Origin of the sequence: Sporomusa acidovorans, assembly GCF_900101845.1 — a bacterium.
In the GTDB taxonomy this organism is placed as follows: Bacteria; Bacillota; Negativicutes; order Sporomusales; family Sporomusaceae; genus Sporomusa; species Sporomusa acidovorans.
Window position 1 is genome coordinate 85573 of sequence record NZ_FNAM01000005.1, and the last position, 23370, is coordinate 108942.

General features: G+C 44.0%; 33 protein-coding genes. 29 read left to right on the plus strand and 4 right to left on the minus strand.

Annotated elements, in window-relative coordinates:
* Positions 1–74 precede the first annotated feature (74 nt).
* From BLR65_RS05775 to BLR65_RS05785, 3 genes are read right to left on the minus strand one after another with little or no spacing between them, the layout of a single operon-like run.
* On the minus strand, positions 75–1295 hold the full coding sequence (locus tag BLR65_RS05775; RefSeq protein WP_093793242.1) for a tyrosine-type recombinase/integrase: 1221 nt from the start codon (positions 1293–1295) through the stop codon (positions 75–77).
* A gap of 31 nt (positions 1296–1326) precedes the next feature.
* Complete coding sequence (locus tag BLR65_RS05780) at positions 1327–2379, minus strand: ImmA/IrrE family metallo-endopeptidase (protein ID WP_093793243.1); 1053 nt, start codon at positions 2377–2379, stop codon at positions 1327–1329.
* A 24-nt stretch (positions 2380–2403) separates the two neighbouring features.
* Complete coding sequence (locus BLR65_RS05785; RefSeq protein WP_093793244.1) at positions 2404–2769, minus strand: helix-turn-helix domain-containing protein; 366 nt, start codon at positions 2767–2769, stop codon at positions 2404–2406.
* A gap of 237 nt (positions 2770–3006) precedes the next feature.
* Here BLR65_RS05785 and BLR65_RS28950 point away from each other — a divergent pair, with 237 nt between their 5' ends.
* The 4 genes from BLR65_RS28950 to BLR65_RS05800 all read left to right on the plus strand — a co-directional run bounded on the left by BLR65_RS28950 (position 3007) and on the right by BLR65_RS05800 (position 4540).
* Positions 3007–3213 carry a helix-turn-helix domain-containing protein gene (locus BLR65_RS28950; protein ID WP_143122510.1) on the plus strand — a complete coding sequence of 69 codons (207 nt, stop codon included), beginning with the start codon at positions 3007–3009 and terminating at the stop codon, positions 3211–3213.
* Positions 3214–3217: 4 nt separating this feature from the next.
* A complete protein-coding gene (locus tag BLR65_RS05790; RefSeq protein ID WP_211285228.1) occupies positions 3218–4003 on the plus strand; it encodes an antA/AntB antirepressor family protein in 786 nt (261 codons plus the stop codon).
* A 4-nt stretch (positions 4004–4007) separates the two neighbouring features.
* Positions 4008–4268 carry a helix-turn-helix domain-containing protein gene (locus BLR65_RS31705; RefSeq protein ID WP_093793246.1) on the plus strand — a complete coding sequence of 87 codons (261 nt, stop codon included), beginning with the start codon at positions 4008–4010 and terminating at the stop codon, positions 4266–4268.
* 71 nt (positions 4269–4339) lie between these two features.
* Entirely contained in the window at positions 4340–4540 is a 201-nt protein-coding gene (locus BLR65_RS05800) for a hypothetical protein (RefSeq protein ID WP_143122511.1), read from the plus strand.
* Here BLR65_RS05800 and BLR65_RS29510 read toward each other — a convergent pair.
* Complete coding sequence (locus BLR65_RS29510) at positions 4504–4674, minus strand: hypothetical protein (protein WP_169716993.1); 171 nt, start codon at positions 4672–4674, stop codon at positions 4504–4506. The genes BLR65_RS05800 and BLR65_RS29510 overlap by 37 nt on opposite strands.
* Before the next feature lie 67 nt (positions 4675–4741).
* On the opposite strand from BLR65_RS29510, the gene BLR65_RS05805 reads away from it, so the two are divergent.
* The 25 genes from BLR65_RS05805 (at position 4742) to BLR65_RS05910 (ending at position 23361) form a co-directional block, all read left to right on the plus strand.
* Positions 4742–4930, plus strand: coding sequence for a hypothetical protein (locus tag BLR65_RS05805; protein WP_093793248.1), 189 nt, complete (start codon positions 4742–4744; stop codon positions 4928–4930).
* Between the two features lie 4 nt (positions 4931–4934).
* Positions 4935–5069 (plus strand): hypothetical protein, encoded by a 135-nt coding sequence (locus BLR65_RS31330; RefSeq protein WP_281241492.1) that lies wholly within the window; start codon positions 4935–4937, stop codon positions 5067–5069.
* Positions 5044–5181, plus strand: coding sequence for a hypothetical protein (locus BLR65_RS29515; protein ID WP_169716992.1), 138 nt, complete (start codon positions 5044–5046; stop codon positions 5179–5181). Before BLR65_RS31330 ends, BLR65_RS29515 begins: the two co-directional genes overlap by 26 nt.
* Positions 5168–5467, plus strand: a complete 300-nt coding sequence (locus BLR65_RS29520) for a LysM peptidoglycan-binding domain-containing protein (RefSeq protein WP_169716991.1) — start codon at positions 5168–5170, stop codon at positions 5465–5467. The genes BLR65_RS29515 and BLR65_RS29520 overlap by 14 nt, the downstream gene beginning before the upstream one ends.
* Positions 5468–5469: 2 nt before the next feature.
* Entirely contained in the window at positions 5470–5613 is a 144-nt protein-coding gene (locus BLR65_RS29525) for a hypothetical protein (RefSeq protein WP_169716990.1), read from the plus strand.
* 387 nt (positions 5614–6000) lie between these two features.
* Entirely contained in the window at positions 6001–6492 is a 492-nt protein-coding gene (locus tag BLR65_RS05815; protein ID WP_245692492.1) for a siphovirus Gp157 family protein, read from the plus strand.
* A 14-nt stretch (positions 6493–6506) separates the two neighbouring features.
* On the plus strand, positions 6507–7073 hold the full coding sequence (locus BLR65_RS05820; protein ID WP_093793251.1) for a hydrolase: 567 nt from the start codon (positions 6507–6509) through the stop codon (positions 7071–7073).
* Between the two features lie 8 nt (positions 7074–7081).
* Entirely contained in the window at positions 7082–7750 is a 669-nt protein-coding gene (locus BLR65_RS05825; protein WP_093793252.1) for an ERF family protein, read from the plus strand.
* Positions 7751–7761: 11 nt separating this feature from the next.
* Positions 7762–8337 carry a single-stranded DNA-binding protein gene (locus tag BLR65_RS05830; RefSeq protein WP_093793253.1) on the plus strand — a complete coding sequence of 192 codons (576 nt, stop codon included), beginning with the start codon at positions 7762–7764 and terminating at the stop codon, positions 8335–8337.
* Between the two features lie 43 nt (positions 8338–8380).
* Positions 8381–9760: a DEAD/DEAH box helicase gene (locus BLR65_RS05835; RefSeq protein WP_093793254.1), complete on the plus strand. Its 1380-nt coding sequence runs from the start codon at positions 8381–8383 to the stop codon at positions 9758–9760.
* A 207-nt stretch (positions 9761–9967) separates the two neighbouring features.
* Complete coding sequence (locus BLR65_RS05840; RefSeq protein WP_093793255.1) at positions 9968–10336, plus strand: hypothetical protein; 369 nt, start codon at positions 9968–9970, stop codon at positions 10334–10336.
* Between the two features lie 12 nt (positions 10337–10348).
* The gene (locus BLR65_RS05845; protein WP_093793256.1) at positions 10349–11911 is read left to right on the plus strand and encodes a PcfJ domain-containing protein; all 1563 of its coding nucleotides are present in this window, start codon (positions 10349–10351) and stop codon (positions 11909–11911) included.
* A 14-nt stretch (positions 11912–11925) separates the two neighbouring features.
* Complete coding sequence (locus BLR65_RS05850) at positions 11926–12852, plus strand: DUF3102 domain-containing protein (protein WP_093793257.1); 927 nt, start codon at positions 11926–11928, stop codon at positions 12850–12852.
* 15 nt (positions 12853–12867) lie between these two features.
* The gene (locus tag BLR65_RS05855) at positions 12868–13263 is read left to right on the plus strand and encodes a VRR-NUC domain-containing protein (protein ID WP_093793258.1); all 396 of its coding nucleotides are present in this window, start codon (positions 12868–12870) and stop codon (positions 13261–13263) included.
* A 34-nt stretch (positions 13264–13297) separates the two neighbouring features.
* A complete protein-coding gene (locus tag BLR65_RS05860; RefSeq protein ID WP_093793259.1) occupies positions 13298–13828 on the plus strand; it encodes a hypothetical protein in 531 nt (176 codons plus the stop codon).
* 12 nt (positions 13829–13840) lie between these two features.
* Positions 13841–15028, plus strand: a complete 1188-nt coding sequence (locus BLR65_RS05865; RefSeq protein ID WP_093793260.1) for an ATP-dependent DNA helicase — start codon at positions 13841–13843, stop codon at positions 15026–15028.
* A 13-nt stretch (positions 15029–15041) separates the two neighbouring features.
* The gene (locus BLR65_RS05870; protein WP_093793261.1) at positions 15042–17984 is read left to right on the plus strand and encodes a DUF927 domain-containing protein; all 2943 of its coding nucleotides are present in this window, start codon (positions 15042–15044) and stop codon (positions 17982–17984) included.
* 337 nt (positions 17985–18321) lie between these two features.
* Entirely contained in the window at positions 18322–18771 is a 450-nt protein-coding gene (locus BLR65_RS05875) for a hypothetical protein (protein ID WP_093793262.1), read from the plus strand.
* Positions 18772–18776: 5 nt separating this feature from the next.
* Positions 18777–19304 carry a hypothetical protein gene (locus BLR65_RS05880; RefSeq protein ID WP_093793263.1) on the plus strand — a complete coding sequence of 176 codons (528 nt, stop codon included), beginning with the start codon at positions 18777–18779 and terminating at the stop codon, positions 19302–19304.
* A 103-nt stretch (positions 19305–19407) separates the two neighbouring features.
* The gene (locus BLR65_RS05885) at positions 19408–19827 is read left to right on the plus strand and encodes a TonB family protein (RefSeq protein ID WP_093793264.1); all 420 of its coding nucleotides are present in this window, start codon (positions 19408–19410) and stop codon (positions 19825–19827) included.
* Positions 19828–19896: 69 nt separating this feature from the next.
* Complete coding sequence (locus BLR65_RS05890; RefSeq protein WP_093793265.1) at positions 19897–20217, plus strand: hypothetical protein; 321 nt, start codon at positions 19897–19899, stop codon at positions 20215–20217.
* Between the two features lie 217 nt (positions 20218–20434).
* The gene (locus BLR65_RS05895) at positions 20435–20635 is read left to right on the plus strand and encodes a hypothetical protein (RefSeq protein ID WP_093793266.1); all 201 of its coding nucleotides are present in this window, start codon (positions 20435–20437) and stop codon (positions 20633–20635) included.
* A gap of 80 nt (positions 20636–20715) precedes the next feature.
* The gene (locus BLR65_RS05900; RefSeq protein ID WP_093793267.1) at positions 20716–21222 is read left to right on the plus strand and encodes a hypothetical protein; all 507 of its coding nucleotides are present in this window, start codon (positions 20716–20718) and stop codon (positions 21220–21222) included.
* The gene (locus BLR65_RS05905; protein WP_093793268.1) at positions 21203–23149 is read left to right on the plus strand and encodes a phage terminase large subunit family protein; all 1947 of its coding nucleotides are present in this window, start codon (positions 21203–21205) and stop codon (positions 23147–23149) included. The genes BLR65_RS05900 and BLR65_RS05905 overlap by 20 nt, the downstream gene beginning before the upstream one ends.
* A complete protein-coding gene (locus BLR65_RS05910) occupies positions 23149–23361 on the plus strand; it encodes a hypothetical protein (protein ID WP_093793269.1) in 213 nt (70 codons plus the stop codon). Before BLR65_RS05905 ends, BLR65_RS05910 begins: the two co-directional genes overlap by 1 nt.
* The last annotated feature ends 9 nt before the right edge of the window (positions 23362–23370 follow it).

Below are 23370 nucleotides of genomic sequence, written 5' to 3' on the forward strand. Positions count from 1 at the left end.
TCCCTTATACCGTCCCTTACAACGCTTTTTCGTGGACAAAAATAGAATACTGTATATATGAGAAGGACAGGCCGTCATTTGGCTTGTCCTTCTTTTTTTACATTTTTAAGATTGTCTAGTATTCCCTGCATGACGTTAGCAGATTGCTTTTCAGTAGATTCTAAAGCATGTATATAAGTGTTTGCCGTAAATGATTTACTAGAATGTCCTAGTTTTTGAGATATTGCCGCAAGATCAATTTGACCTGATTTTAAAAGATAAGAACCCATCATATGCCGGAGTAAGTGAGGGCTTGCGTCCTTTAATCCATTATTCTCGCAGAAACGCCGGATAAACGTATTAAAACTATGGGGATGCCTTACAGATCCGTCAGGCTGAGCAAATACCCATTTGTCGGGAGCTGTTGGGTCAATAAATTCTACTACCTTACGGCGTTTATTCCTGCGCTTAGTGCCAGCAACAACTTCGTTTTTCCATTGCTGAAGCATGGTGCAAATATCTGGTGGTATTGATAATGTTCTGTGTGAATTAGTACTTTTAGTATCTTTTTCAATAATACCGCTGCCAGCAACATAAACAACAGCGCGGGCTATCGTAATGATTGATTTATCAAAATTAATATCTTTCCATTGTAAACCGAATATTTCTTCGCGGCGTAGACCGAGTGAAAAGGCTAGCATTACCCATAGCCTATGATTGAGTTTTTTGTCATTTGATAATACGGATAAGAATTGAGCCATTTCATCTTCATCTAGAATTTTCTTCTGGTGCTTTTCTTGTTTTGGTGGTTGTATTTTGGTCATGGGGTTTCTGATTACAAAGTCCCATCGAACAGCATAATTAAACAAGGTTTTTAGCAGAGTTATGTGTTTAGCTATGGTGCTATTTGACAAGGGTTTATTTCCATGTCCTGCATCTGGTGCTTTTAATTGGTCTATAAACTCCATGATCTGACGTACGGTAATTTTATCAATTTTTAGATGTCCCAAGCCTTGCTTAATACGAATAAATAAGTTTTCGTTATATTCGAGCGTGGTTGCTTCGTGATTTTGTTCGGCATGATGGTGTTTCCAGTAATCGTAAAACTCTGAGAGTGTCATCTTCTTCTTACCGGCTGCAATCACTTTACCCTGTAGACAATCGGCGGCAAACAGCGTGTATTCGTTTTCCACTTCAGCTATAGTATCACATTGAACAGTTTTTGTATAAACTCGTTGCGAGCCATCCGCATTATACCCATCACTAACTGTAAACAAATAGGAGTTTTCGCCGCGCTTTTTTATTTTGCTTGGCATTTGATTTCACCTCTATGAAGCTAGTTTTGTATTAAAAGGGGATTTTTTCCGCAGGGAAAGAATCTTGGTTTTGTTTTCTTTCTCGTTCTAAGTTCCAATCTTCAAATAAATTCCAGTTATTATACATTGATGGAGCACCACATTTAGGGCAAAATCGCGCATTTGCTGGTAGCTGAATATTACATGGGGCTGTGGTATAGTTCCTATTTCCAAAAGGATCAACCTCAAAACGTCCGCCACAAGAATTTATTAAAAAAGAACCACAGATTTTGCAAAATGGTTCACCGGGATTAAATTCTTCATTTTCACAGATAGGGCATTTTAAAATTCGAGCATTATCGTAAATCATAAACTCCACATCCTTTACAAAGTCGTAAACTGGACTTTTAATATTTCCCCATAATATATTTTGGTTGCCACATATCGAACAAAATTTTGCATGTTCAAATATAAAATAATTATTACATTCAGGACAATATTTTTGGTGTATAAAATCATAAAATTGATTTTGATAAAATTCAATTTCTTCTTTACATGTCTTATACATAAATTTTTGCACAGTTTTTACTTGTCGTTCACCAACATTCGCTGCCTGAAAAGATACATCGCATATTTGTTGAATATCGTAATAGCTACTAACTCCTGTTAATGCTAATAAAATAGGCGGGCGAAGAAGTTCTCCCGCAAAGGTATCGGCTTCTTTTTCTGCTGGGTGGTTTTTGTTTACTATCCCACCTCTACGAGCACAATCCATCCCGAATTCTTTTGGATGATCTAAACAAGCATGTCCAATTTCATGGGCGATAGTAAATCGCATACGGTCTTTGGGGATATGTGGACCGTCATCATATCGTATATGGAAAGTACCGGTTTCCGGATTTTGTGTAGTAATAGCTTCGCATTTTTTTTTACGCAAGATAGCAATTGCGTACGGAAAATCTTTTTCATGTTTTGAGTAGGGCTCTATAATAAAATCTAACTGCCCAATGATGAAAAACGGATCAATTGGAAGTGTATTCATGTCAATAAATGATATTAAGCATTGTGCTTCAAGGCGAGCACGATTGTGATCTGCACATCTCAATAATTCATCCTTCCTTCATAAAGTTTATTTTTTAGGACGCTGAGAAATAGTAAACTTCATATATTTTTCGACTTCTTTCAATTCTTCCTCTGTAAGTTCTTCAGCTGCGCGGAAAACCATTGCAAGTTGGCTATTCTGAAGGGCTTGTGGTTGTTTAGACGAGCCATTATCTATTTCAGCTCCACCTAAAATCTCATCTGCAGAAACGTTGAATATTTTAATAAGTTTGTTAAGATGCTCACTGTTAAGCCTTTTGCCTTCACGTCCTGTTTCTAAACTGTAATAGTACTGAGGAGATATGCCAAGCAATTCGGCAATTTTATTACCGGAACGAAGATTCTTGTCTGTTTGTGATTCACGTATTTTCCTTAAATTATTAGGCATTTTCATTATACTCTACCTCACTCCTATTATTTCTTATATTGTAACCTAATAGATTAATACAATCAATAACCATATAGGTTAAAATACTAGCATATTGTAAGCTATTTGGAGAAAAAACGAGATTGCGTTACGTAATTTCGTTTTTTTGCTATTTATCATGGTTGAATAGTGTAACCAAATAGAATACACTTTAAACATAAACAATAACCAAATAGGCTATTATACTTGGAAGGGGGTGGGTATATGCATGACTTTTCTGAAATAGTAAAAAAAGAGCTTAAACTGCAAGGTATAAGCATCCAAGACTTTGCGGGGAAACTTGGTTTTTCGCTTCAATATACATATAACTTGATTAACCGCAAAGGGAACAAACGCTGGAATGAGGATTCCATACAAAAAGCATGTGAGGTGCTTAGACTTGAAATTAAATTTGCAAGTAAAGGAGTCTGAATACGTGAATCAATTGATCAAAATTGATAATTCTGGCAAAACGACAGCCAAAGAGTTGTATGATTTTTTGGGTTTAAATTCTGCAGTATACGCCAGGTGGTGCAAAACGAATATTGTTGAAAACCAATTTGCTATTGAGGGAACTGATTATTTCCCATTCAACATGAATGTTGAATGCGGTGGACAAGCCTCAACTAATTATTATTTGACAATCGATTTCGCTAAGAAACTCTGCATGGTGTCCAAGTCCGAACGTGGCGAACAGGCCCGAAACTATTTCATTGAAGTGGAAAAGCGGTACAAACAAGTTGCCGAATCATTCACCACAAAACTAACCCCGCAACCTCGTTACCGAGCTAGAATGATTAGCACTGCTGTAAAAGACGTGGACGCTACTGCAAAACAACTTATGAAGCTATTTGCGGTAAAAGATGGTATTGCATATGCAGCGGCGGTAAATATGGTTGAAGAAACTTACCAGATCGACATGTCGCCGGTGAAAAAGCTACTTCCGGCAGCTGTTCATGAAACCGGGTTTATGAATCCAACGCAAATTGGGCAGCGATTTGGCGGCCTGAAAGCACAAACTGTAAATCAATTGCTAATGCAAAAAGGCTTGCAAGCAAAGATTGCAGGCGAGTGGCGGCTGACCGATGATGGCAAGCAATATGCGGAAGAAAAGCCCTATGAACGCAATGGTCATTCTGGCTATCAGATTCAATGGAATGAGTCAGTAATTATTGTTTTAACTGACCAAAGTACTATTCCAACAAACGGAATCTCGGGGTGATTTTATGCCACGTCTAACCAAAACAGCCTTCGCCGCAAAAGAAGACATATCGGTGCCAATACTAGATTCCTGGATATACCGCCACGGATTGCCGGTTATACAAATTGGTCGGCGCATATATATTGATCAATCTGATTTTGAAGCTTGGCTAAAAGAACATAAAAAAGTTGTCAATGAAAAGCCTCCGGTTAGATCGATGGAGGTTGTATTGCCCAAACAATGTCGTAAAAGTAGTATCGCATCAAAAATAAGGCGAATTTATTAAACCGGTTAATCCGGCTGCAGAAAGGAGGGACAGGCTTTTTTCCATCCATGTCCGGAAAGCGAGGTGAAAGAATGAGAGAGCATTTTATTCGTATTGAAGTTGAAGACGGAGAGGTAGAACAAATTATCCAAGAACTTTATGCAGCTCAAGAAAAAATATATCAATGTTACAACCGCTTGATAAGCCTTGGAGTTGTGACAGTAAAGCCGCCAGCGGCAACTGACGGCCCTGCTAATCAGTCTTCTTTTTCCAGCTCATTGACAAATGAATAAAGGACAGCGGCAGTGTTCTTAATCAGTTTGTTAATATCTTCGACAGTAGCCGGTGCGCTACTATTCGCAGAAGTTGGGCTGCTATAAAACTCAAAGTTCTTTATTAAATGGCGTAATTTTTGAGTATCAACCATAACGTCACCTCCCTTCACGGTGAACATTCGACAAAATCCATAAATTTCCTGTAAGGAGGTGATCCAAATGCAATGCGCAAACTGCGGCCGGGAGATTGATGAAGACCATTGCCAGCAACTCATTACCGAGGATATGCAAGATCAGCCGGTGTGCAGTGACCAGTTTACGTGCTATACAAAAATCGTAGCAAACCTTAAGAGCAAGCATATGCCGAAGGTAATTAAAAACGCCGCCCGATATGCGGCGAGGGGGTGAGAGATTGATTGAATGGTGGTGGCTAATCGTCGCGTTGCTGGCAGGTTACGCAGTGGCCCGGATTCAGCATGCTAACGAGCAAATTGAGTATTGGATTGGAGGGGATAGCGATAATGCTGACAAGTCAAGTAGATCGTAAGATGGTTGATATTTTGCGGGAGAAACTGAAAGACGAGAAAGACCCGGTCACCCAAAAAATAATTGAATGCAAAATCGCTAAGAAGGAAGGCAGAAAACGTGAATCACCTTAAACATCTCATAGTTGTCGGAGTAATTGCCTTGGCTGTAGCGAGCTGCGGGAACACAGAGCCACCTAAGGGTCACCTGGTCAGCGAAACGTATACCGTAATCAGTGGCGACACACTGGATAAAATTGCATACCGTTACATCGTAAAATCATCAGTATGTCGCGACATTCGCGAATTTCGTGAAGGCATCATTGAGCTCAATTGGGATCGTGTTTTTAATGGCAGGTATCCACACGGTGCGATTTATGCCGGTGACCGCCTGCAAATAAATTACTGGAAGGAAGACTGATCATGAAAAAACTGCAACCCGTAGCTCAGGCAGCAAAAGCTGTTGTTGGTGATCTGCTGGACAAAGGACTTACTGTCGGCGAAATCGTTATGACTCTCAGTATCGCCAAACAGGTGATTAAAAAGGACCAAATTAAAATGAAATGAGATGAAACTATGCCAAAAACAAAAATCGTTGGAATGCCATTAAAATGCTCCTCTTGTGTATGGAACGATGATTGTGGTGATCCAGACACAATTGCAACTTTATGCCCAAGCTTTTGCCAAGTTAACCACGAGCGTCTTTCACAAAAATAAAAAAAAGACCACATTAAAGTGGCCTATGAAAAGTAGTTACGAATATTTTAGCACACAGAAAATCAAATAACAATGGGGAGGTTCATACAGAATGAAGTCAACTGGCATTGTTCGCCGGCAGAGTTTCGATTGAATTGCGCCGAAACAGAATTGTTTTTTAAACCCTGTCAATACCATAAACTTCCCTATTATAGGGTATGCATATACCCGCAATATTATACATGGAGGTAAATCAAGATGAAACTATATGAATTAAGTACAGCTCATCAACAAGTATTTGACTTACTGCTGGATGAAGATTCCGACCTGGAAGTTTTAGAAGAAACCCTGCAATGCATTGAGGGTGACCTGGAGGTTAAAGTAAAAAACGGCATTGGCCTCATTCGTTCCCTGGAAGCTTACCATGATGCTATTGAGGTTGAAGAAAAGCGTTTGTCCCAAAAGAAAAAGACCACTAAAAACCGGATTGACTGGATTAAAAATTTGTACAAGCAGACCATGGAAATCATGAAAAAAGATAAAGTTCAGACGCCGATCGGCACCATGGCATTGCAAAACAATCCCGGTTCACTGGTAATAGATAATGAAAAATTAATTCCAGCCGAATTTACCATCGTGATTCCCGAACACTTTGAGCCGAACAAAGAAAAAATCAAGGCAGCACTGAAAGCCGGAATGGAAGTTCCGGGAGTTCGGATAATGCGGGGCAAATCTCTCAGGATCAGATAGGGAAAGGAGTATTTATGAATAACAAATTTAATCAATTACTGGTTGATACGCAAAGACCAGGAATAGACGCGCTGCTGGATTACTTGCAAAATGAAACTGATTTTTATACAGCGCCGGCCAGCACCAATTATCACGGAGCGAACGAGGCCGGCTTACTGGAACACAGCCTAGCAGTCTATGATCACCTTCAAAAGTTAGTGCCGCTATACTTTGATGAATGGGACGAAAGCACATTATGCATAGTTTCCTTGCTGCACGATGTCTGCAAAATGAATTTTTATAAAACAGCCACGCGAAATGTGAAAAATACACAAACGGGTATATGGGAACAAGTTCCTTATATTACCATTGATGACCAGCTGCCGTTAGGGCATGGTGAAAAATCAGTGATTATCCTGCAGCGATTTATTCCATTATCCATAGAAGAAATTATGTCTATCCGATGGCATATGGCAGGCTTTGACGATGCCGCACGGCAATACGGTGGTGGACAAGCATTAAGTTTGGCTATGAGAAAATATCCGCTTATTACGGTGCTACATATGGCAGACTTAGCCGCTGGGCTGATTGAGGGGATGTAGAGCAACATATGAACATTTATGAAAAACTACAAACCGTGCGTGTCGCTCTGCTGGAGAAAAGCCTGAAAAAAAGCGGCAAAAACACCTATTCCAATTATAACTATTACGAACTTGCCGATTTTCTTCCGGAAATTATGCAACTGATGGCAACCAACAAAATGACGTCGACCATTACGTTTACCAAAGAACAGGCGGCATTGACACTGATTGACATTGAAAAGCCGGAGTCTCAAATAGTATTTACTTCGCCTATGGCTAGTGCCAATTTAAAAGCTGCCCATGAAATTCAAAACCTGGGTGCCGTGGAAACGTATCAGCGTAGATATCTATATATGACAGCGTTTGAAATTGTCGAAGCCGATATTTTGGATGTCACCCAGGGAAAAGCAGTGCCGGCCGCTCAGCCGCAACCAGGGAAAAATACCGATCCAAACTGGTGCAGTCCAAGTAATAGCAATATGTTTGTCTTTGACACTAAAAACAGCCCCAAAGCAGAAATTGAACGTTTGTGGCAATTTGCCAATTGGAACAGTCAGGATTTGCCGGGATATATACAGAACTGGGCAGCTCGCAACCAAATTCCGGAAATGAATGATACCACCTATGCCGCATTACTTAAAGAACTAACCAGCTATTTGCAACAAATAGGAATGCAATTCGAAACTATTCCATTTTAGGAGGATACGCCATGATAAAAATGTTTGTAATGGGACGGTTAACCGCCGATCCGCAAGTCAACCAGCCAAAAAGCGGAGGGAACCCGTATACGTCTTTTAGTATCGCCGTAAACACCGGTAAGAATCAGGATGGCTCCGATAAAGCGACATTTGTTAATGTTCGGGCCTTCAATAAACAGGGGGAAACCATTTCCCAGTCCTTTAAAAAAGGCCATCGAATCGTTGCCGAGTTAAACAATATTGAAGTCAGCGCCTGGATACAACAAAACTCCGGGCAAGCGCAGGCCAGTTTAAATGCCGTGTTAAGCAGTTTTGATTTTGTTGAATATAAAGAGCAAAACCAGCAGCAGGGATATGGACAACAGCCACAGCAAAACTACGGCCAGCCGCCTCAACAGCAGGGATATGGACAGTCACCGCAGCAAAATGGATTTGCGCAGCCTGGCAATCAGCCACCGCAGCAGTGGGGCGGACAACCTCAAAATCAACCGCAGCAAAACTATGGACAGCAGCCGCCACAGCAAAACCAGCAGCAGAATTACGGACAGCAGCCGTCCCAAAATTACGGACAGTCACCCTGGGGCTAATATGGGGAGAGAATGATCTCTCCCTTAAAATTTACGGTGAAACATGATAACACTACGGAATTATCAACAACAAATTATTGATGACGTTGCTTACGAATTTTCTGCAAAAAATCTAGTGTGTGCAGTTGCCCCCTGTGGTGCCGGTAAAACCATTATCGTCAGTTGGATGTCAGCTGCTACGGCACTAAAAAATCGGCGAACCTTATTTTTAGTGCATCGTCAGGAATTAATTAAGCAGTCGACGGAAACCTTTACCGACATGAATATTCGCCACGGGGTTATCTCCACCAAGTACCCTAAAGATTACGAACAGCTTGTCCAAATCGGTAGCGTACAGACGGTAGCCAGAAGATTAGCCGAGATCTCACCGCCTGATTTCATTGTTATCGACGAATGTCATCATGCCACGGCCAGCACCTGGGGGAAAATCATAGCCTATTTCCCACAGGCAAAAGTTTTAGGTGTAACAGCAACGCCTGAACGGTTGGGCGGCCATGGTTTGGGAGACGTATTTCAATCCCTGGTTATTGGGCCTACGGCCAGAGAACTCATTACATTGGGAAATTTGGCACCGTATCGCTATTACGCACCACCGGCTAAATTCAACGCCGATGAAATCCGCGTGAAATTTGGCGAATACGTCAAATCGGACATGGAAATACAGATGGATCAAAATTCGGTCATTGGCGATATTATCGACAACTATTGTAAGCTGGCCAGAGGAATGCGCGCTGTTTGTTACTGTGTAAGCCTGGCGCACAGCAAACATATTGCTGAAAGTTTTTGCGCTGTCGGTATTCCGGCTATGCACATTGATGGCGATACGCCGGATATCATCCGGGAGCAGGCCATTCAAGACTTTCGCGACAACAAAATCAAAATTCTTTGCAACGTGGATCTCATATCCGAGGGCTTTGACGTACCGGCCATGGAAGCGGTCATTTTAGCTCGGCCGACGCAATCGCTGACTTTATACATCCAGCAAGCCATGCGGCCCATGCGGCCAGATAAAAACAATCCTGGCAAGGTAGCCGTCATTATCGATCATGTGGGCAATGTATTTCGTCATGGAATGCCTGATGAAGATCGGGAATGGACCTTGGAACCCAAAAAGAAAAAACCTAAACAAGACCGGATTTTGACCGTGAAGACATGCCCGAAATGCTTTTCCGCTCATTATGCAGCGCGGCAGTGTACGGTTTGTGGTTATGTTTATCCGACTGCAGCCCGGGACGATATGCCGAAAGAAGAGGCGGGGAAGCTCCTTAAAATTGAAGACGTGGAACGGAAAGCCAAACGCCAGGAAATTGGCCGGGCGCGAACCGTACAAGAATTAGAACAAATTGCCATTCGGCGCGGGTATAGCTTGCGCTGGGTAATCAAGCAGTGCGAAATCAAACACATACCACTTAGGAAGGGGTAAAGTTATGAAAATAATTAACAAGCCCGTATACAAATGTGAGTATTGCGATAAAGAGTTTCTGAGCAATAGGGGGGGGGCAGATACACGAAAAACACTATTGCAAAAAAAGGCCGACAAAGAAAAGATCTGATGAACGGTTAGGGATACCGTTATTTCCATATAAAGACAAGACGTAATGTTAATTCTGCTTAAGGGGAGGTTCGAAACATGCAAACCGCAGTGAAAAAAATTCAGGCTGAAATAGACAAAAACCCTAACAATGCCTATATCCAGGTAGTTGGACAATTCTTGCTGCAGCACCTGGAACTGCATCCTAATGATGCCAGAAAAATCAACGTCGACGGTAAAACAATAGCCAAAAGCTTAGACGCTATGCAAAAAGAAGCCTCAAAAAAGAAAGTGGGCAACTGCGCGGTACTGACCGATCAGGAAGGCTTTGCCGTCGTTTTAAAATATTTTGATATAAAAACGCCAGCTGTAGTAACTCCAATAGCGCGACCGACTGCTGCTTCCAAAGCGGTGCCGGCCGCACGGCCTGATACCGCCTTTAATGTCAGCCTGGAAGATTTTCTATAGGAGGCGATTGCTGTGCAGCAAAACGATTATCCCGAACTGCAGCATTTTTCTTCAGAATTGAGTACGGAAATTAAGCAATATGCCATTGATACGGCCTTTCGATTAAGCCGGTACATCTTTACCCGCCGGCGGGGCCGGCAGCAGTTCGGTTACTGCACCCATTGCCGCCAGGAATTCCCGACAACCGGCCTGCGGCACAATGGCAGTGCAATATGCCCTAAATGCCAATCGCAATGCTTTGTCAAGGCAAGCGGCATCGGGAGAAAAAGGCTTATTGATGAAGCGTACTTTGTCTACTATGAAAAATCCCGGCTTAATCCCGATGTTGTAGTGGCCCGCGGCATTTATGCCGTCCGGGATTATTCAGGCGATTACCGTACTGTTGAAACCCAATATATGATCCGTGCCTGGTATGTTTTTGAGCCGGGTCGCAGCGTCATGTTGCACCAGTACGGATTTTACAGTCAGGCAAAAAATATGTATCAATGCGCAATTGAGCGGAGAAAATCGGTGTTTTCATTAGGAATTCAGTATTCGGCTAACCATCGGGACGCATTTATCGGCCACTGCCGTGACAGTATTGCCAAGGCCGTACAGGGAACATCTTTCCGGTACAGCACATGGGAATCGTATGAGTGCGAGGCGGACGATATGGTCAAGTTTTTCAGCCTGTATGCCAAATACCCCTGCATTGAGTATTTGACCAAGCTGGGCTTTGAAGATTTGGTAATTGCCAAGCTCGAAGGCTATAACACTTTTGGCGCAATTAACTGGCGAGAAAAATCCATCTTTAAGGTTTTGCGGCTTACCAAAAAAGACCTAAAGGAAATTCGCAAAGAAAACATTGAACTTTCGCCGATTATTTTACGATTAATCCAAATTGCCAATAAGGATCGCTCCAAACTTACTTTGGCGGAAATTGTTGAGTTTGCGAAAAAATATACCTGTTATTTCCATGACCTGATTAAAATTCTTAAATACACCAGCTTAAAGAAAGCCGATGCCTATATTGTCAAGCAATTTAGTCGGAAAAACGCCGATGCCAACGGCCGCAAACATTGGTATCAGGAGCAAAGCATAATACTCACTTGGCGCGATTATATAGCCGATTGTCGGCGCTTGGAAATGGATTTGACCTGCGAGCAGGTACTATTCCCCGGCAGCTTATATCAGGCCCATCAAAACACCCTGGCCCAGGTCAAAATACAGGGAGACTTACTGCTGGACAAAAAAATTGCCAAGCGAGTTCCCGGCCTGGCAGCCAGGTACAGCTTTGAATTTGCCGGCCTTTTCCTACGACCAGCCGCCAGCACAAAGGAATTAATCGCCGAAGGCGCAGCCTTGCACCATTGCGTGGGCACTTACGGCGCAAGATACGCCAATGGCCAAGCTGGTATCTTTGTTGTTCGCAAGGCTTCCAATCCAGATAAGCCATTTTATACCATGGAAATCAGAGAGGATAAAATTATTCAATGCCGCGGCAACAACAATTGTTCGGCCAATGATGCCGTATCCTGGTTTATTGAGGAATTTGAGAAAGAAAAATTGAAGAAAAAAGCCGCTGCGTCGGCATAAAGGAGGCGTACCACATGGGGAAAATCACACGTACTCCCGGCATGATTGCTATTGAAATCAACAGCATTAAACAACAAACCCGCAACCTGGTGTTATATAACAGCATTGAAATCGGCCGGCGGCTGGCCGAGGCTAAGCTGCTGGTTCATCACGGCGAATGGGGAGACTGGCTAAAAAAGTCAGTGGATTATTCGCAAAGCACGGCAAACAATTTGATGCGGATTTTTGAGGAATACGGTGCCAGCCAAATTACCTTGTTAGGAGATAATGCAAAATCCCAAGCGCTTGGGAATTTAAGCTATACCCAGGCGGTTGCGCTGCTGGGCGTATCAGAAGAGGAACGCGAGAAATTCATCCAAGACCACCCAGTGGACAAAATGTCCACTCGGGAGCTGCAGGAGGCCATTAAAGCCAGAAAGGAAGCGGAGAAACGGGCTAGTGATTTAAAAAGCGATCTTCAGGCAGAGCAACTGAAAAACAAGCAACTGTCCATTGATCTAAAAAGTGAACGTCAGCGTCTAACCAGCGAAGTCGCCCGTCTTACCGCTTTGCTTGAAGCGGCAAAAAACAACGATTCTTCCCCTGATCAGGTTGAGCAGCTGCAAGCAGAGCTTAAAACAGCTCAGGAGCAGGTGAAGGAATTGACGGAAAGAATCAGCCAGCCGGTAACATTAGAGCCTGTAGTAGTTGAAAAAGTGCCAAAGGAATTGGAGCAGGAGCTGGCCGAACTGCGTGCCAAAAACCAGGAGCTTGAAGCCAAAACCGGTGGCCAGGCCAACCCAGCCGTTATAAAATACAGCGTATGCTTTGAGGCCTTGATTGGCGGCTTTCAGAAACTGCTCGGCGCTCTGGCCGAGATTAAAGAAACCGATGAAACCGCGCATGAAAAATATAAAAAGGCTGTCCTAGGGCTAATCAACAAAATGGCCGAGACGTTGTAAGGGGGAGTTGCTGTAGTGACTGAGACTGAGCATGATATACAAAATCAAATTCGTATCGAAATATCCAGGCGGCGCCTGGGCGTGTCATTCCGGACAAATGTTGGACGGGCCTGGACCGGAAATAACATCCGGAAAAACATCGACGGCAGTATCACCATTATGGACCCGAGGCCGTTCCAGACCGGTCTGCCGGAAGGATATTCCGATCTGACCGCCGTAGTGCCAGTGGTCATAACAGCGGAAATGGTGGGCAGCCTGATCGGCGTTGCCGGGTTCATCGAAGTGAAAAACGCAAAACGAAAGGCCACACCCGCACAACTGCATTTTATTGAACAAATGCGATCCCTGGGCGCACGGGCCGGAGTGGCTCGGAGCCCGGAGGACGCGGTACGAATATTGCGGGATGAATAACCATGATATGGCATAAACAAGGAGGAGAGAAAATATGTTATCAATTTTACGGCTGACATTGAGAAATAAGCAGCAATATGACTTTAGGACAGATAGCCGGGTGGCGGAGGCGATTGCCATGCACCACCAAGACGGCGGAGTGTTTTATAGCATTGAGGGTCGCGAAGGTTTGAGTGTTGATTTTAAAAGCGTCATTGCTGTGCAGATAATGCCGTTCCAAGCAGCAAGTAAAATTCCGGTTGCCGGCCCGCCGTCGGCTGTAGATGAACCCCTCCCTGGCAGGCGGGAACCTGCAGGGGATAAGCCGGAGCCGTTAACATACAATCCGACGCTTCCGCCGGAACCAGACCAGGAAGCGCCAAAGGAACTGTACAAAATTGAGTGCAAATGCGGAGCCGAGTATTTCTGCCGGCTGTTTAGCAACACCACAAAATGCCGCTGCAGAGAGTGCAATGATACCGTTTTTGTGGACAAATTTACTCCCAAGCGGATCGGGGACAATAATCAGCCGGCCACGCTGGTTACCAACCGATATAGAGTGCATTTTATTGAAGGCGATAACTAGGGGGTGAAACCCATGCTTAACCGCATGCAGCAAGCCGGCTTTGAGCGGGCCAAAAAGTGGTGGTCGGACGGTAACGGGCAAATCTTTAAAATCGCCGGTTATGCCGGTACCGGCAAGACTTATTTGTCCGGTGTTATTGCGGACGCCCTGGCCGGCGAAAAAATTGCCTTTTGCGCTTTCACCGGTAAGGCGGCCTTGGTCATGCGGCAGCGCGGCATGCCGGCCACAACGATTCACGCATTGATCTACAACATGGAAATGCGTCTGGTGCCGCATAAAAACGGCTACAAGCGCAAATTGGTGCCTGTACTGAAAGAACGCCTAGACCCCAAACCATCCCTGATCCTAGTGGACGAATCAAGCATGATTAGCGAAAAAATACTGGACGATCTGTTGTCGTTCGATATTCCGGTAATTGCCGTTGGCGATCCATTCCAGCTGCCACCGGTCGGCAGCAAGGATTCTGATTTACTTATTAATCCAGACGTTACCCTGGAAGAAATCATGCGACAGGATGAAGGCAGCGCCATCGTCTATTTGGCTGAAAAAATACGGAAAGGGATCCCGCTCAATGATGATGAAAGCGCACCCGACTGTATTTGGCAAATGTCGAAACGCACGGTTGATGAGGATACGGAAAACATTTTTAAATGGGCCGATCAGATCATTGCCGGCCGCAACGCCACTGTTGCCAAAATCAATCAAATGGCGCGGGAATATCTTGGCTTTACGGAAAAACTGCCCATGGTCGGCGACAAGATTATCTGTAAGCGCAACGATTGGGGTACTGTCTTGTTAGGCGAGAAAATCACGACAGCTCTTGTCAATGGATTGGTCGGATACTGTACGGCCATTCATCAAACCGAGACATTAGATAAGGTACCATGGAAAGACGAACCGGTCCATGCCACGGAATACACTTTAAATTTACGGCCGATATTCGAAGAAAAAGCAGAATTCAAAGAAATTCTGTTTGATCCGGACTCCTTCTACGAAAATAAGGAAACCCGGCAATACATGAAAAAAATGATCTTTCAGTTTGCCTATTGCATTACCTGTCATGCTGCCCAGGGCAGTGAGTGGGACAACATTATTTTATATGACGACAGCTGGCCGGATTCTCACGATCCGTTGTTTCAGGCCCGCTGGCGCTATACAGGAGTAACAAGAGCGTCAAAACGTTTAGTATGGCTTCGATAAGGGCGGATGAATCATGGATGCAACTCAATTTTTAAATAAAATATTTCAATACACGGAAATCGGATACACACAAATATTTGCCTTACCATCTACCCAGGCCCGTGCAATCCAAGTCGCCGATCTGTCGCCAGTACCGGCAACTATTAAACAATTCCAGGGACAAAATATCTATTTTTCGCCTGGATTATGCGGACAAGCTAAAGATAGCAAGCTGTCCGAAGCAGATATTATCGGCATTCCGGCGCTATGGGTGGATATGGATATTTATCACCCGGTTGCCCATGCGGAGAAAAATTTACCCCACACAGTCCAAGAAGCCTACACATTAATACCGGAATTTCTGCCCCCGACTATCATTGTTCATTCCGGCTACGGACTGCAGTTTTGGTGGCTGCTCAAGGAATGCTGGTATTTTGATACTCCGGAAGAAAAGCTGCAGGCCAAAAGTTTATTAACGCGGTTGCAGGGATATATTCGTCAGCAAGCGCAGGCAAAAGGGTGGAAATTAGACGCAGTACAGGATTTGTGCCGGGTGATGCGTCTAACCGGTACCCTGAATGTCAAAATACCGGCCACGCCGATTTTAGCCCAGATCATTGAACAATCCGACGTATATTATGATCCATCCGAAATTGATGAATTACTGCCGGCCATAGAGCAGACAGCAGCTGCAGCAGCGCAAACCCGGGAGAGTGGTTTTGAACGGCGCCCAACTGACGGACCAGCTGATTATATGCTGGCCAATTGCAAATTTCTGCAGCATTGGCAGCTGAATTATAAGACACTGCCGGAACCGGTCTGGATGGCTGCCTGTACGAATCTTATCCGGGGCATAAATGGCGGGGACATGGTTGTAGAAGCCGCCAAAAGCTGGCTGGGGAATAAATACAGCGAATCGGCGACCTTTAAAAAAATCCAGCACTGGATTACCGAATGCCATCCGACAACCTGCGAATTTATTCAAAATGAACTGCAATTCACCGGTTGTGATCAATGCGGTGTGCAGTCGCCTTGCGCTTGGTCCTTAGGCAAAGTTCCCCAGGCGCTGGCCAAAGTGCGGACTATTGCCATTCCTGCCCCGGAAAGCGTTTTTCAGCCGGAAACGCTGGGATCGCTGGCGATTATTGAAAAGAATAATCCAACCGAATACGCTAAATTTAAAGAAAAATGCCGCGGCAGAATCAATTTAAACGACCTCAATAAATGCCTGAAACAGTACCGTAAGGACGCGTCTGGCTTGGAAGTACTGGAAGGCGGGGCAGGAGCCCTGCAGGCAGGTCAGAAACTTGGCGACGTCACAACCAGCCAGTTTGTTCCAGATACGCCGCTGGACTTAGCGATACCGGCAGGCTTTACCTTTGGACCAGGCGGCATTGAAGAAATTAAAAAAGGCGCCGAGCATGATATGCGGTATCTTGCCGCCGGCGCACCTGTCATTATATCGGAACGTATTTACAATATGGACACAAAGACCGAAAAAGTGCAGCTAACCTTTAAATACTTTAACCAGTGGGCCAGCGTGATCCGCAAGCGGTCGGAAATTTTTTCCGCCCGTAACATCGTGAGCTTGACGGATTTTGGCCTGAATGCATCCTCAGAGTCGGCCAAGTATCTTGTAAAGTATCTGCAAAAACTCGAAGCCGCTAATCCGGAAGCCATTCCCTTGACCTATGCTGTTTCTAAAATCGGCTGGCGCGAAAATTCTTTAACTGATTTTATCATTCCCAACACCAGTAAATATCGGATTGATCTGGAAGACGAAGGCGAGATAACCGAGGCATTCAGTATTCGGGGCGAATTTGCCGAGTGGACTAAAATCGCCGTTGAAGTTCGCAAGCAGTCATTTGCCAGATTCATTCTTGCCGCGTCATTTGCTGCGCCACTCCTGAAAATATTTAAGAATCGTAACTTCATGATTTATTTTTGGGGAACGTCCGGCGGTGGAAAAACGGCCAGTCAAGTTTTCGCCCTAACCGTTTGGGGATCACCGAATAAGCTAATGAAATCGTTCTATGGTACGCAAAACGGCATTGAAAAAGCCCTAGCGTTCAGCAATGACTTTCCTATGGTCATCAATGAAAAACAGGTCATGAACGGCAGAGACAAGCAGGATCTATTCGAGCAGATTGTGTACATGCTGGAAGGTGGCCGGGGGAAGCTGCGAGCGAGTAAAACCGGTCTGCAGAAAACTTCGACCTGGCGCAGTATTGGTATGGCATCCGGAGAGGAACCACTGTCAAAAGAAAACTCCATTCAGGGGGTTAAAACCCGTCTGTTAGAACTCAATGTATTTCCGGTCATTTCTGATGAACAGTTCGCAAAATCTCTCTATGCAGCAGCGGAAGACCATCATGGCCACGCCGGCCCGACTTTTATGGAACAGCTAATCAAAGAAGCTGAAAACAATTATGAAGAAATCAATAAAGCTAGGCAGGCCCTGGTTGCTGTGCTGAAAAAGCAATTTCCTGAACACTTCAGCGTTCATATCGACAATGTGGCCCTGGTTGCCATTGCGGATTATTTGTCGAGCATGTGGATTTTTGGTATTGAGCCAAAGCAAGCCGAACAGGAAGCCTATCAGTTGGCGTATACGATTATGCAGGAATTGCCGACGGAACGGCAGATATCCGATGTAGAGCGTGGCTGGGATTTTGTGCAGAACTGGCTGGCAGCCAATGACGGACGGTTTGACGGTCAGTATCAAGACGTGAAGGTTACGCCGTCATATGGGTTTAAAAATGATGACAGTATATGTATTTACCCAGAGTATTTAATGGACGCTTTAAAAAATGCCGGATTTAGTCCGGACAAGCTAATTCGGGAATTTGCAAATAAGGGAAGGATTGCTACGGAAATGGATGGAGAAAAGCGGCGATTTAAAGTTCAGATTAAGTATAAGGGAAGAAAAATACGGGTAATAAAAATTATTAACAATGTGCAAGAAAATTTGCTTTGAGTGGGTACGCGGGTACTTGAGTGGGTACTTAGTGGGTACTGTAAAAATCCTTATAGTATAAGTGGTTATATAATATAGTACCCACTGTACCCACTCAATCCAATATATAGTCTTATATAGCGATACACCACATTAATATTATGGTAACTAATAAAACATTATTTACATAATATTAAGGTGGTAAGGTATCTCATAAAAAAGTATAACACCATTTCGAAAATAGTGGGTACTGTGGGTATTGTGTCTGAAACCTTTTAATTTGTAAGGGTTTTGAGATATGAAAAAGTACCCACTTGGTAGTGGGTACTTTAAAACAGGGAGGCTGCGAGACTAAATCATGGGATATTTTGATCAAATAATACCGCCGCCCAATCATCAAAATCTATTATCTGCTGTGGACAAGTTCACGCTTATTAATCAGATGATTGAACGGGTAGAAAAACGGGCGTTAGATATCGTCAATGAAAAATATCCCTATATGAGGGATATGACGGGTACGGTCATTATTGACCCCTATGCAGACTACTCACCGGAAGATCATGTTTTTTGGCTCAAGTTATTGCAAATGGCCGAAAGTAGAAGTCGCGAATTATACGCTAGACTGTTCTATTTGCGAGGAGTCGGAACCAAGTTGATACCTAACAAGCAATGGGGATTTGTTTTCCAGCCTGTTATCGGCCCCAACGGATGGAACAATATTGAGCAGTATAACCAGGAAAAAACTTGTTTGAACGATTATGGCAATCAGGTTATTGAGTTGTTGAAATTTATTGCTATGAGGAGGTAAAAGATTTGCATAAACGAGATCCAATAATGAAGCAAGTGCAAAAGTATCTCTACTCCATTAAGAGGTCAGAGATTAAAATATTAAATTTAGAACGTGCTATACAAGATTTGGATACACGCAGGGAGTCGCCGCCAGTATGGATGCATGATCCGGATACTATTTCAGTAACAGGCGGTCAGGAAGGCTCAAAGCAGGAATCTTGGGTAGAATTTTTAGAAGCATATCCGGGGCGACGATCCTATCTGACTGATTGTTTGGAACAGGAGCAAAAGCGAGTAGAACAGTTTTACCAGACCTTAGATCAATTGTCAGCAGAAGGAAACTGGGGACCACTGGCGGCCAATATTATTCGGCATAAATATATTCAACGGATAACACCGGATACTGCGATTTATACGATGTTTTTGTTTTGTACTAAGGAGAGCTTTTACCGAACACACAAGAAGGCGTTAAAATTCTTCTATGATGTTTTGCCTGATGTTTTTCAAAATGACACTTTCGTGACACTAAATTTATCAAAAAACGTGGTATAGTAAGAAATAGAAATAGTCGCTCTGATGTGGAGCGGCTATTGTTGTATCCTTGCAGGAAATTGCTTCCTTTTTATAGAAAAGTATAAACAAGAGGAGGCTTGTCATGAACAGAAAGCGCTTTGTTATAATAGCTACTTTATTATTTTTTATTATAGGAGTGTCGTTAACAGTGTTCGCGGAGGAACCGACTGACAACAAAATTCCGGAACGTCCTGATCCCAAGGATGTGATACATTTAAAGTTGATAAGTCATTCCGTTTACTTTCCTCAGGAGATCAAGCAAAAGTATTCAGGACAGGATTTTTTAATTGTGCTACGTTTTCAAGTATCGGCGTATGGGTATGTAAAAGATGTTAACGTTTATGTGAGTTCAGGATATAGCGATCTTGATGATACTTTAGTTGAATCAGCTAAAAATTTCATTTTTACTCCAACTTATATAAAAAATAAGCCAGTTGACTCTGTTTGTCGAGTTCCGATAAAAGGTACAGTACCAGCGCCCGATATTGATAAAGGGCAATAATTCTAGTTGCAGGAGATTAATTCCTTTTGCCGAAGAGTGTATAAAAATGGTAAAAAGGAGATGGTAATTATGAAATTTTTCCTTCCTGCCGCAGAAAACAATGATCAAACTCAAAGCGTATATAATCAAATAAAACAATTTGCCCAAGAAACAACAAGTTGGCCGATTCGCGAAACAAGAATATTTAGCATACAATTTCGAAATGACGGCAAGGAATACTATGCTGAAGTTGGTAAAGTAGAGAATTTAACAGGTGATTTAGTTATTGCTATTTTTGAATCAGAACTCACTTATTTAATTTGCACTAAATATAGAGGGGTACTTAAAGATATGCCTATTATAGTTGGCAAGAAAGATACTATCACCCATACATTATTCGAAAAAGAATAAAAAACATATGAGCCTTCGGGCTCTTTTTTTCATGTCTAAAAGGAGGCGATTGTTATGGATAAAAAGCCTAAACCGAAGCCCGTACCAACCCATACAGCGTTAGTGCATCCGCCAACAACGTCACCGCCTAAAAAAGGTTTGACAGGGTTTATTTTAAAGTAAATCAAATTCCCAAGCGCTTGGGAATATCAAGTTATCATTAGAAGGATGGAATGAGATGGCACAGCCTTTATTGTTCGATGAACCTGACGACTTAGAACCAATAACACTCTTGCCGCCGCTTGGTATGTCACGGACAGAACAAGTAATTGAAAGATTTAGATTGGACCTTATTAAATCGTTAGGTGTACCTGCGGCTGTATTAGGATGTAACCAGTTGAGAACAGCTGATAATGAACGGGTCCTTCCAGGGAAGTAACCGGCTTGCGGGTCTTGCGAGCCCCGAAAACTTGCTAGCTGCAATTTCTTTTTTATGTTTACTTACAAGGAGGCGGCAATATGACAGAGCAAATTATTAAAATAAATAAAAGTACAAAAACCACCGCGGACGGGCTTGCCGCCTGTTTCGGACTCAGCCGTCCGCGCATTGTGCAACTCGCTAACGAAGGCGTGCTTATTCGTGATGAAAACAGTAAATATCTTATTGCTGATAATATTCAGCGCTACATCAATTCAAAGGCTGGCGGCAATGGGGAATTATCGTTTGATGCCGAGCGAACAAAGCATGAGAAATTCAAAAGTCGTTTGACAGAATTGCGCCTGGAAAAAATGGAAAACCGCATGCATGATGCCAAAGATGTTGAGCGTGTCATGACTGAAATGATGACTAATCTGCGCACGCAATTACTGGGGTTGCCGTCACAGCTTGCTGGGCAGATGGCTAATCAGCCGCAAGAAGTCGTTTATCAAATTATAACCAAAGCAATAGAAGAAAAACTATCCGAACTGGCTGACTATACTCCTGAACTATTTTGTGGTGATGACGATGAAGAAGAAGACAGTTGAACTTTTTCAGCGGATTTGCAGGCTCGCCTTTACGCCGATTCCCAAAACATCAGTCAGCGAATGGGCGGATCAGTACCGTATCCTATCCTCGGAATCGTCGGCTGAACCTGGCCAGTGGCGGACAGACCGGGCGCCGTATCAGCGCGAGATCATGGACGCCTTTACCCAGCCGGGAATCCATAAGGTTGTCGCCAAGACGGCCAGCCAAGTTGGCAAGTCGGATATCATGAACAATGTTATGGGGCGATTTGCTCACCTTGACCCCGGCCCAATCATGATGGTACAGCCTACTATTACCGACTCGGAGGACTTCTCTAAAAGCCGAATTGCACCAATGATCAGGGACACAAAAATTTTGACCAATCTGTTTTCAGACGTAAAATCAAGGGATACCAGCAATACTATCCTGAGCAAGTTGTTCCCTGGCGGCCGGCTGATCATGTGCGGTGCTAACAGTCCGAATGGGTTGGCCGGTCGGCCGATTCGCATTCTCCTGGCTGACGAAATCAACCGTTTCCCGGACAGCGCTGGCACAGAAGGGGACCCGCTGGATATTGTTTTTAAACGGTTGACTACGTTCTGGAACTGGGTGGCGGGGTTGTTTTCAACTCCAACTATCAAAGGCTCATCCCGCATTGATACCGAATATATGGCCGGTACGCAAGAGGAATGGCAGCACGAATGCCCCAACTGCCAGGAAAACCACCTGATCACTCACCGCGACATGGTTTATGATTATACTGAAACTAAAAACGATGACGGCACCAAATTTATCGTTGTTCACTGGGTAAAATGGCGGTGTCCGGATTGCGGCTATGAGTTCGACGAACAAACCATGAGAGCGACGCCGCAAAAATATGTTGCCCATAATCCGAACGCATTGAAAAACGGCGTTCGGAGTTTCTTTGTTAACTGTTTTGCTTCCCCTTGGCTGAAATGGACGGATATGATCCGTGAATATCTGGAGGCCAAGGGAGATCCGGAACGCGAGAAAGTCGTATTCAATACCCGTTTCGGCGAAGCCTATGAGCAAAAAGGGAATTTTGAAGATGAAGCCATATTCTTAAAACGGCGTGAAGCCTACCCCGCAGCATTGCCTGACGGGGTTTTATTATTGACCGCAGCCGTCGACACTCAGGACAACCGATTGGAATACGAGATTTGCGGTTGGGGTGACAGTGAGGAAAATTGGGGCATAAAAAAAGGCATTGTACTCGGTGTCCCGGACCGGCAGGAAACTTGGGACGAACTGGACCAGCAACTAGATCGTGCGTATCGGTTCACCAACGGTACCGGTCTTGTGGTAGCCAGAACCTTTATAGATTCTGGCGGCCATTATACGAAAGAGGTATATAAGTACTGCTACCGCAACATGCACAAAAACCGTTTTGCTATTAAAGGCATGCCTGGCGCCGGCGTTCCACTGATTTATAAAATATCGGCGGTAAAAGAGTATGGGATTCCGCTGGTACTGATCGGCGTCGACAGCGGCAAGCAGTATGTGTTTGATCGTTTGTCCATCGAAGAGCCGGGTCCTAAATATTTTCACTTTCCGCTTGACCAGGATAAGGAAAATATGATCGCTGAGGCCATTAAAAAGGCAGGGATGCACTTACCGGAATTGCTGCTCATGCGCGGTTATGATCAAATTTATTTCAAGGGACTGGTTGCCGAGCAATTGGTACCGAAAAAAGAGAGAGGCAGGGTGGTTATGGTCTGGCAAAATATTGCCAAGGATAAGCGCAATGAACCGCTGGACCTGCGGGTGTATAACCTGGCCTGCCTGCACAGCATTAACCCGGACTGGGAGACCTATAAGCAACTGATTCAAGGTACAAAACAAGAGGCAATTCGAATGAAAAGTGAACAAAAGGCGGGAAATTCTCCTCCGCCTAAATACGGCTGCATTAAGAAAGGGGTGTCATAGTGGCTAACAACATACAAGAGGATCGGTTAAAAAACTATCTGGACGCGGAACGAAAGACTTTACTCGCCCAGGAATATCAGGATGGAAGCAAGAAAAATCGCCGGGCTGACTTAAATCAAATTAGCGAAGGCATCAATGAACTGCTGGCCGGCGGCATTGGTGTAACCGTACAGCCCGGGGGCCGATCCCGCAGGGTAATCTTCAGAGATTGAGGTTAGAAT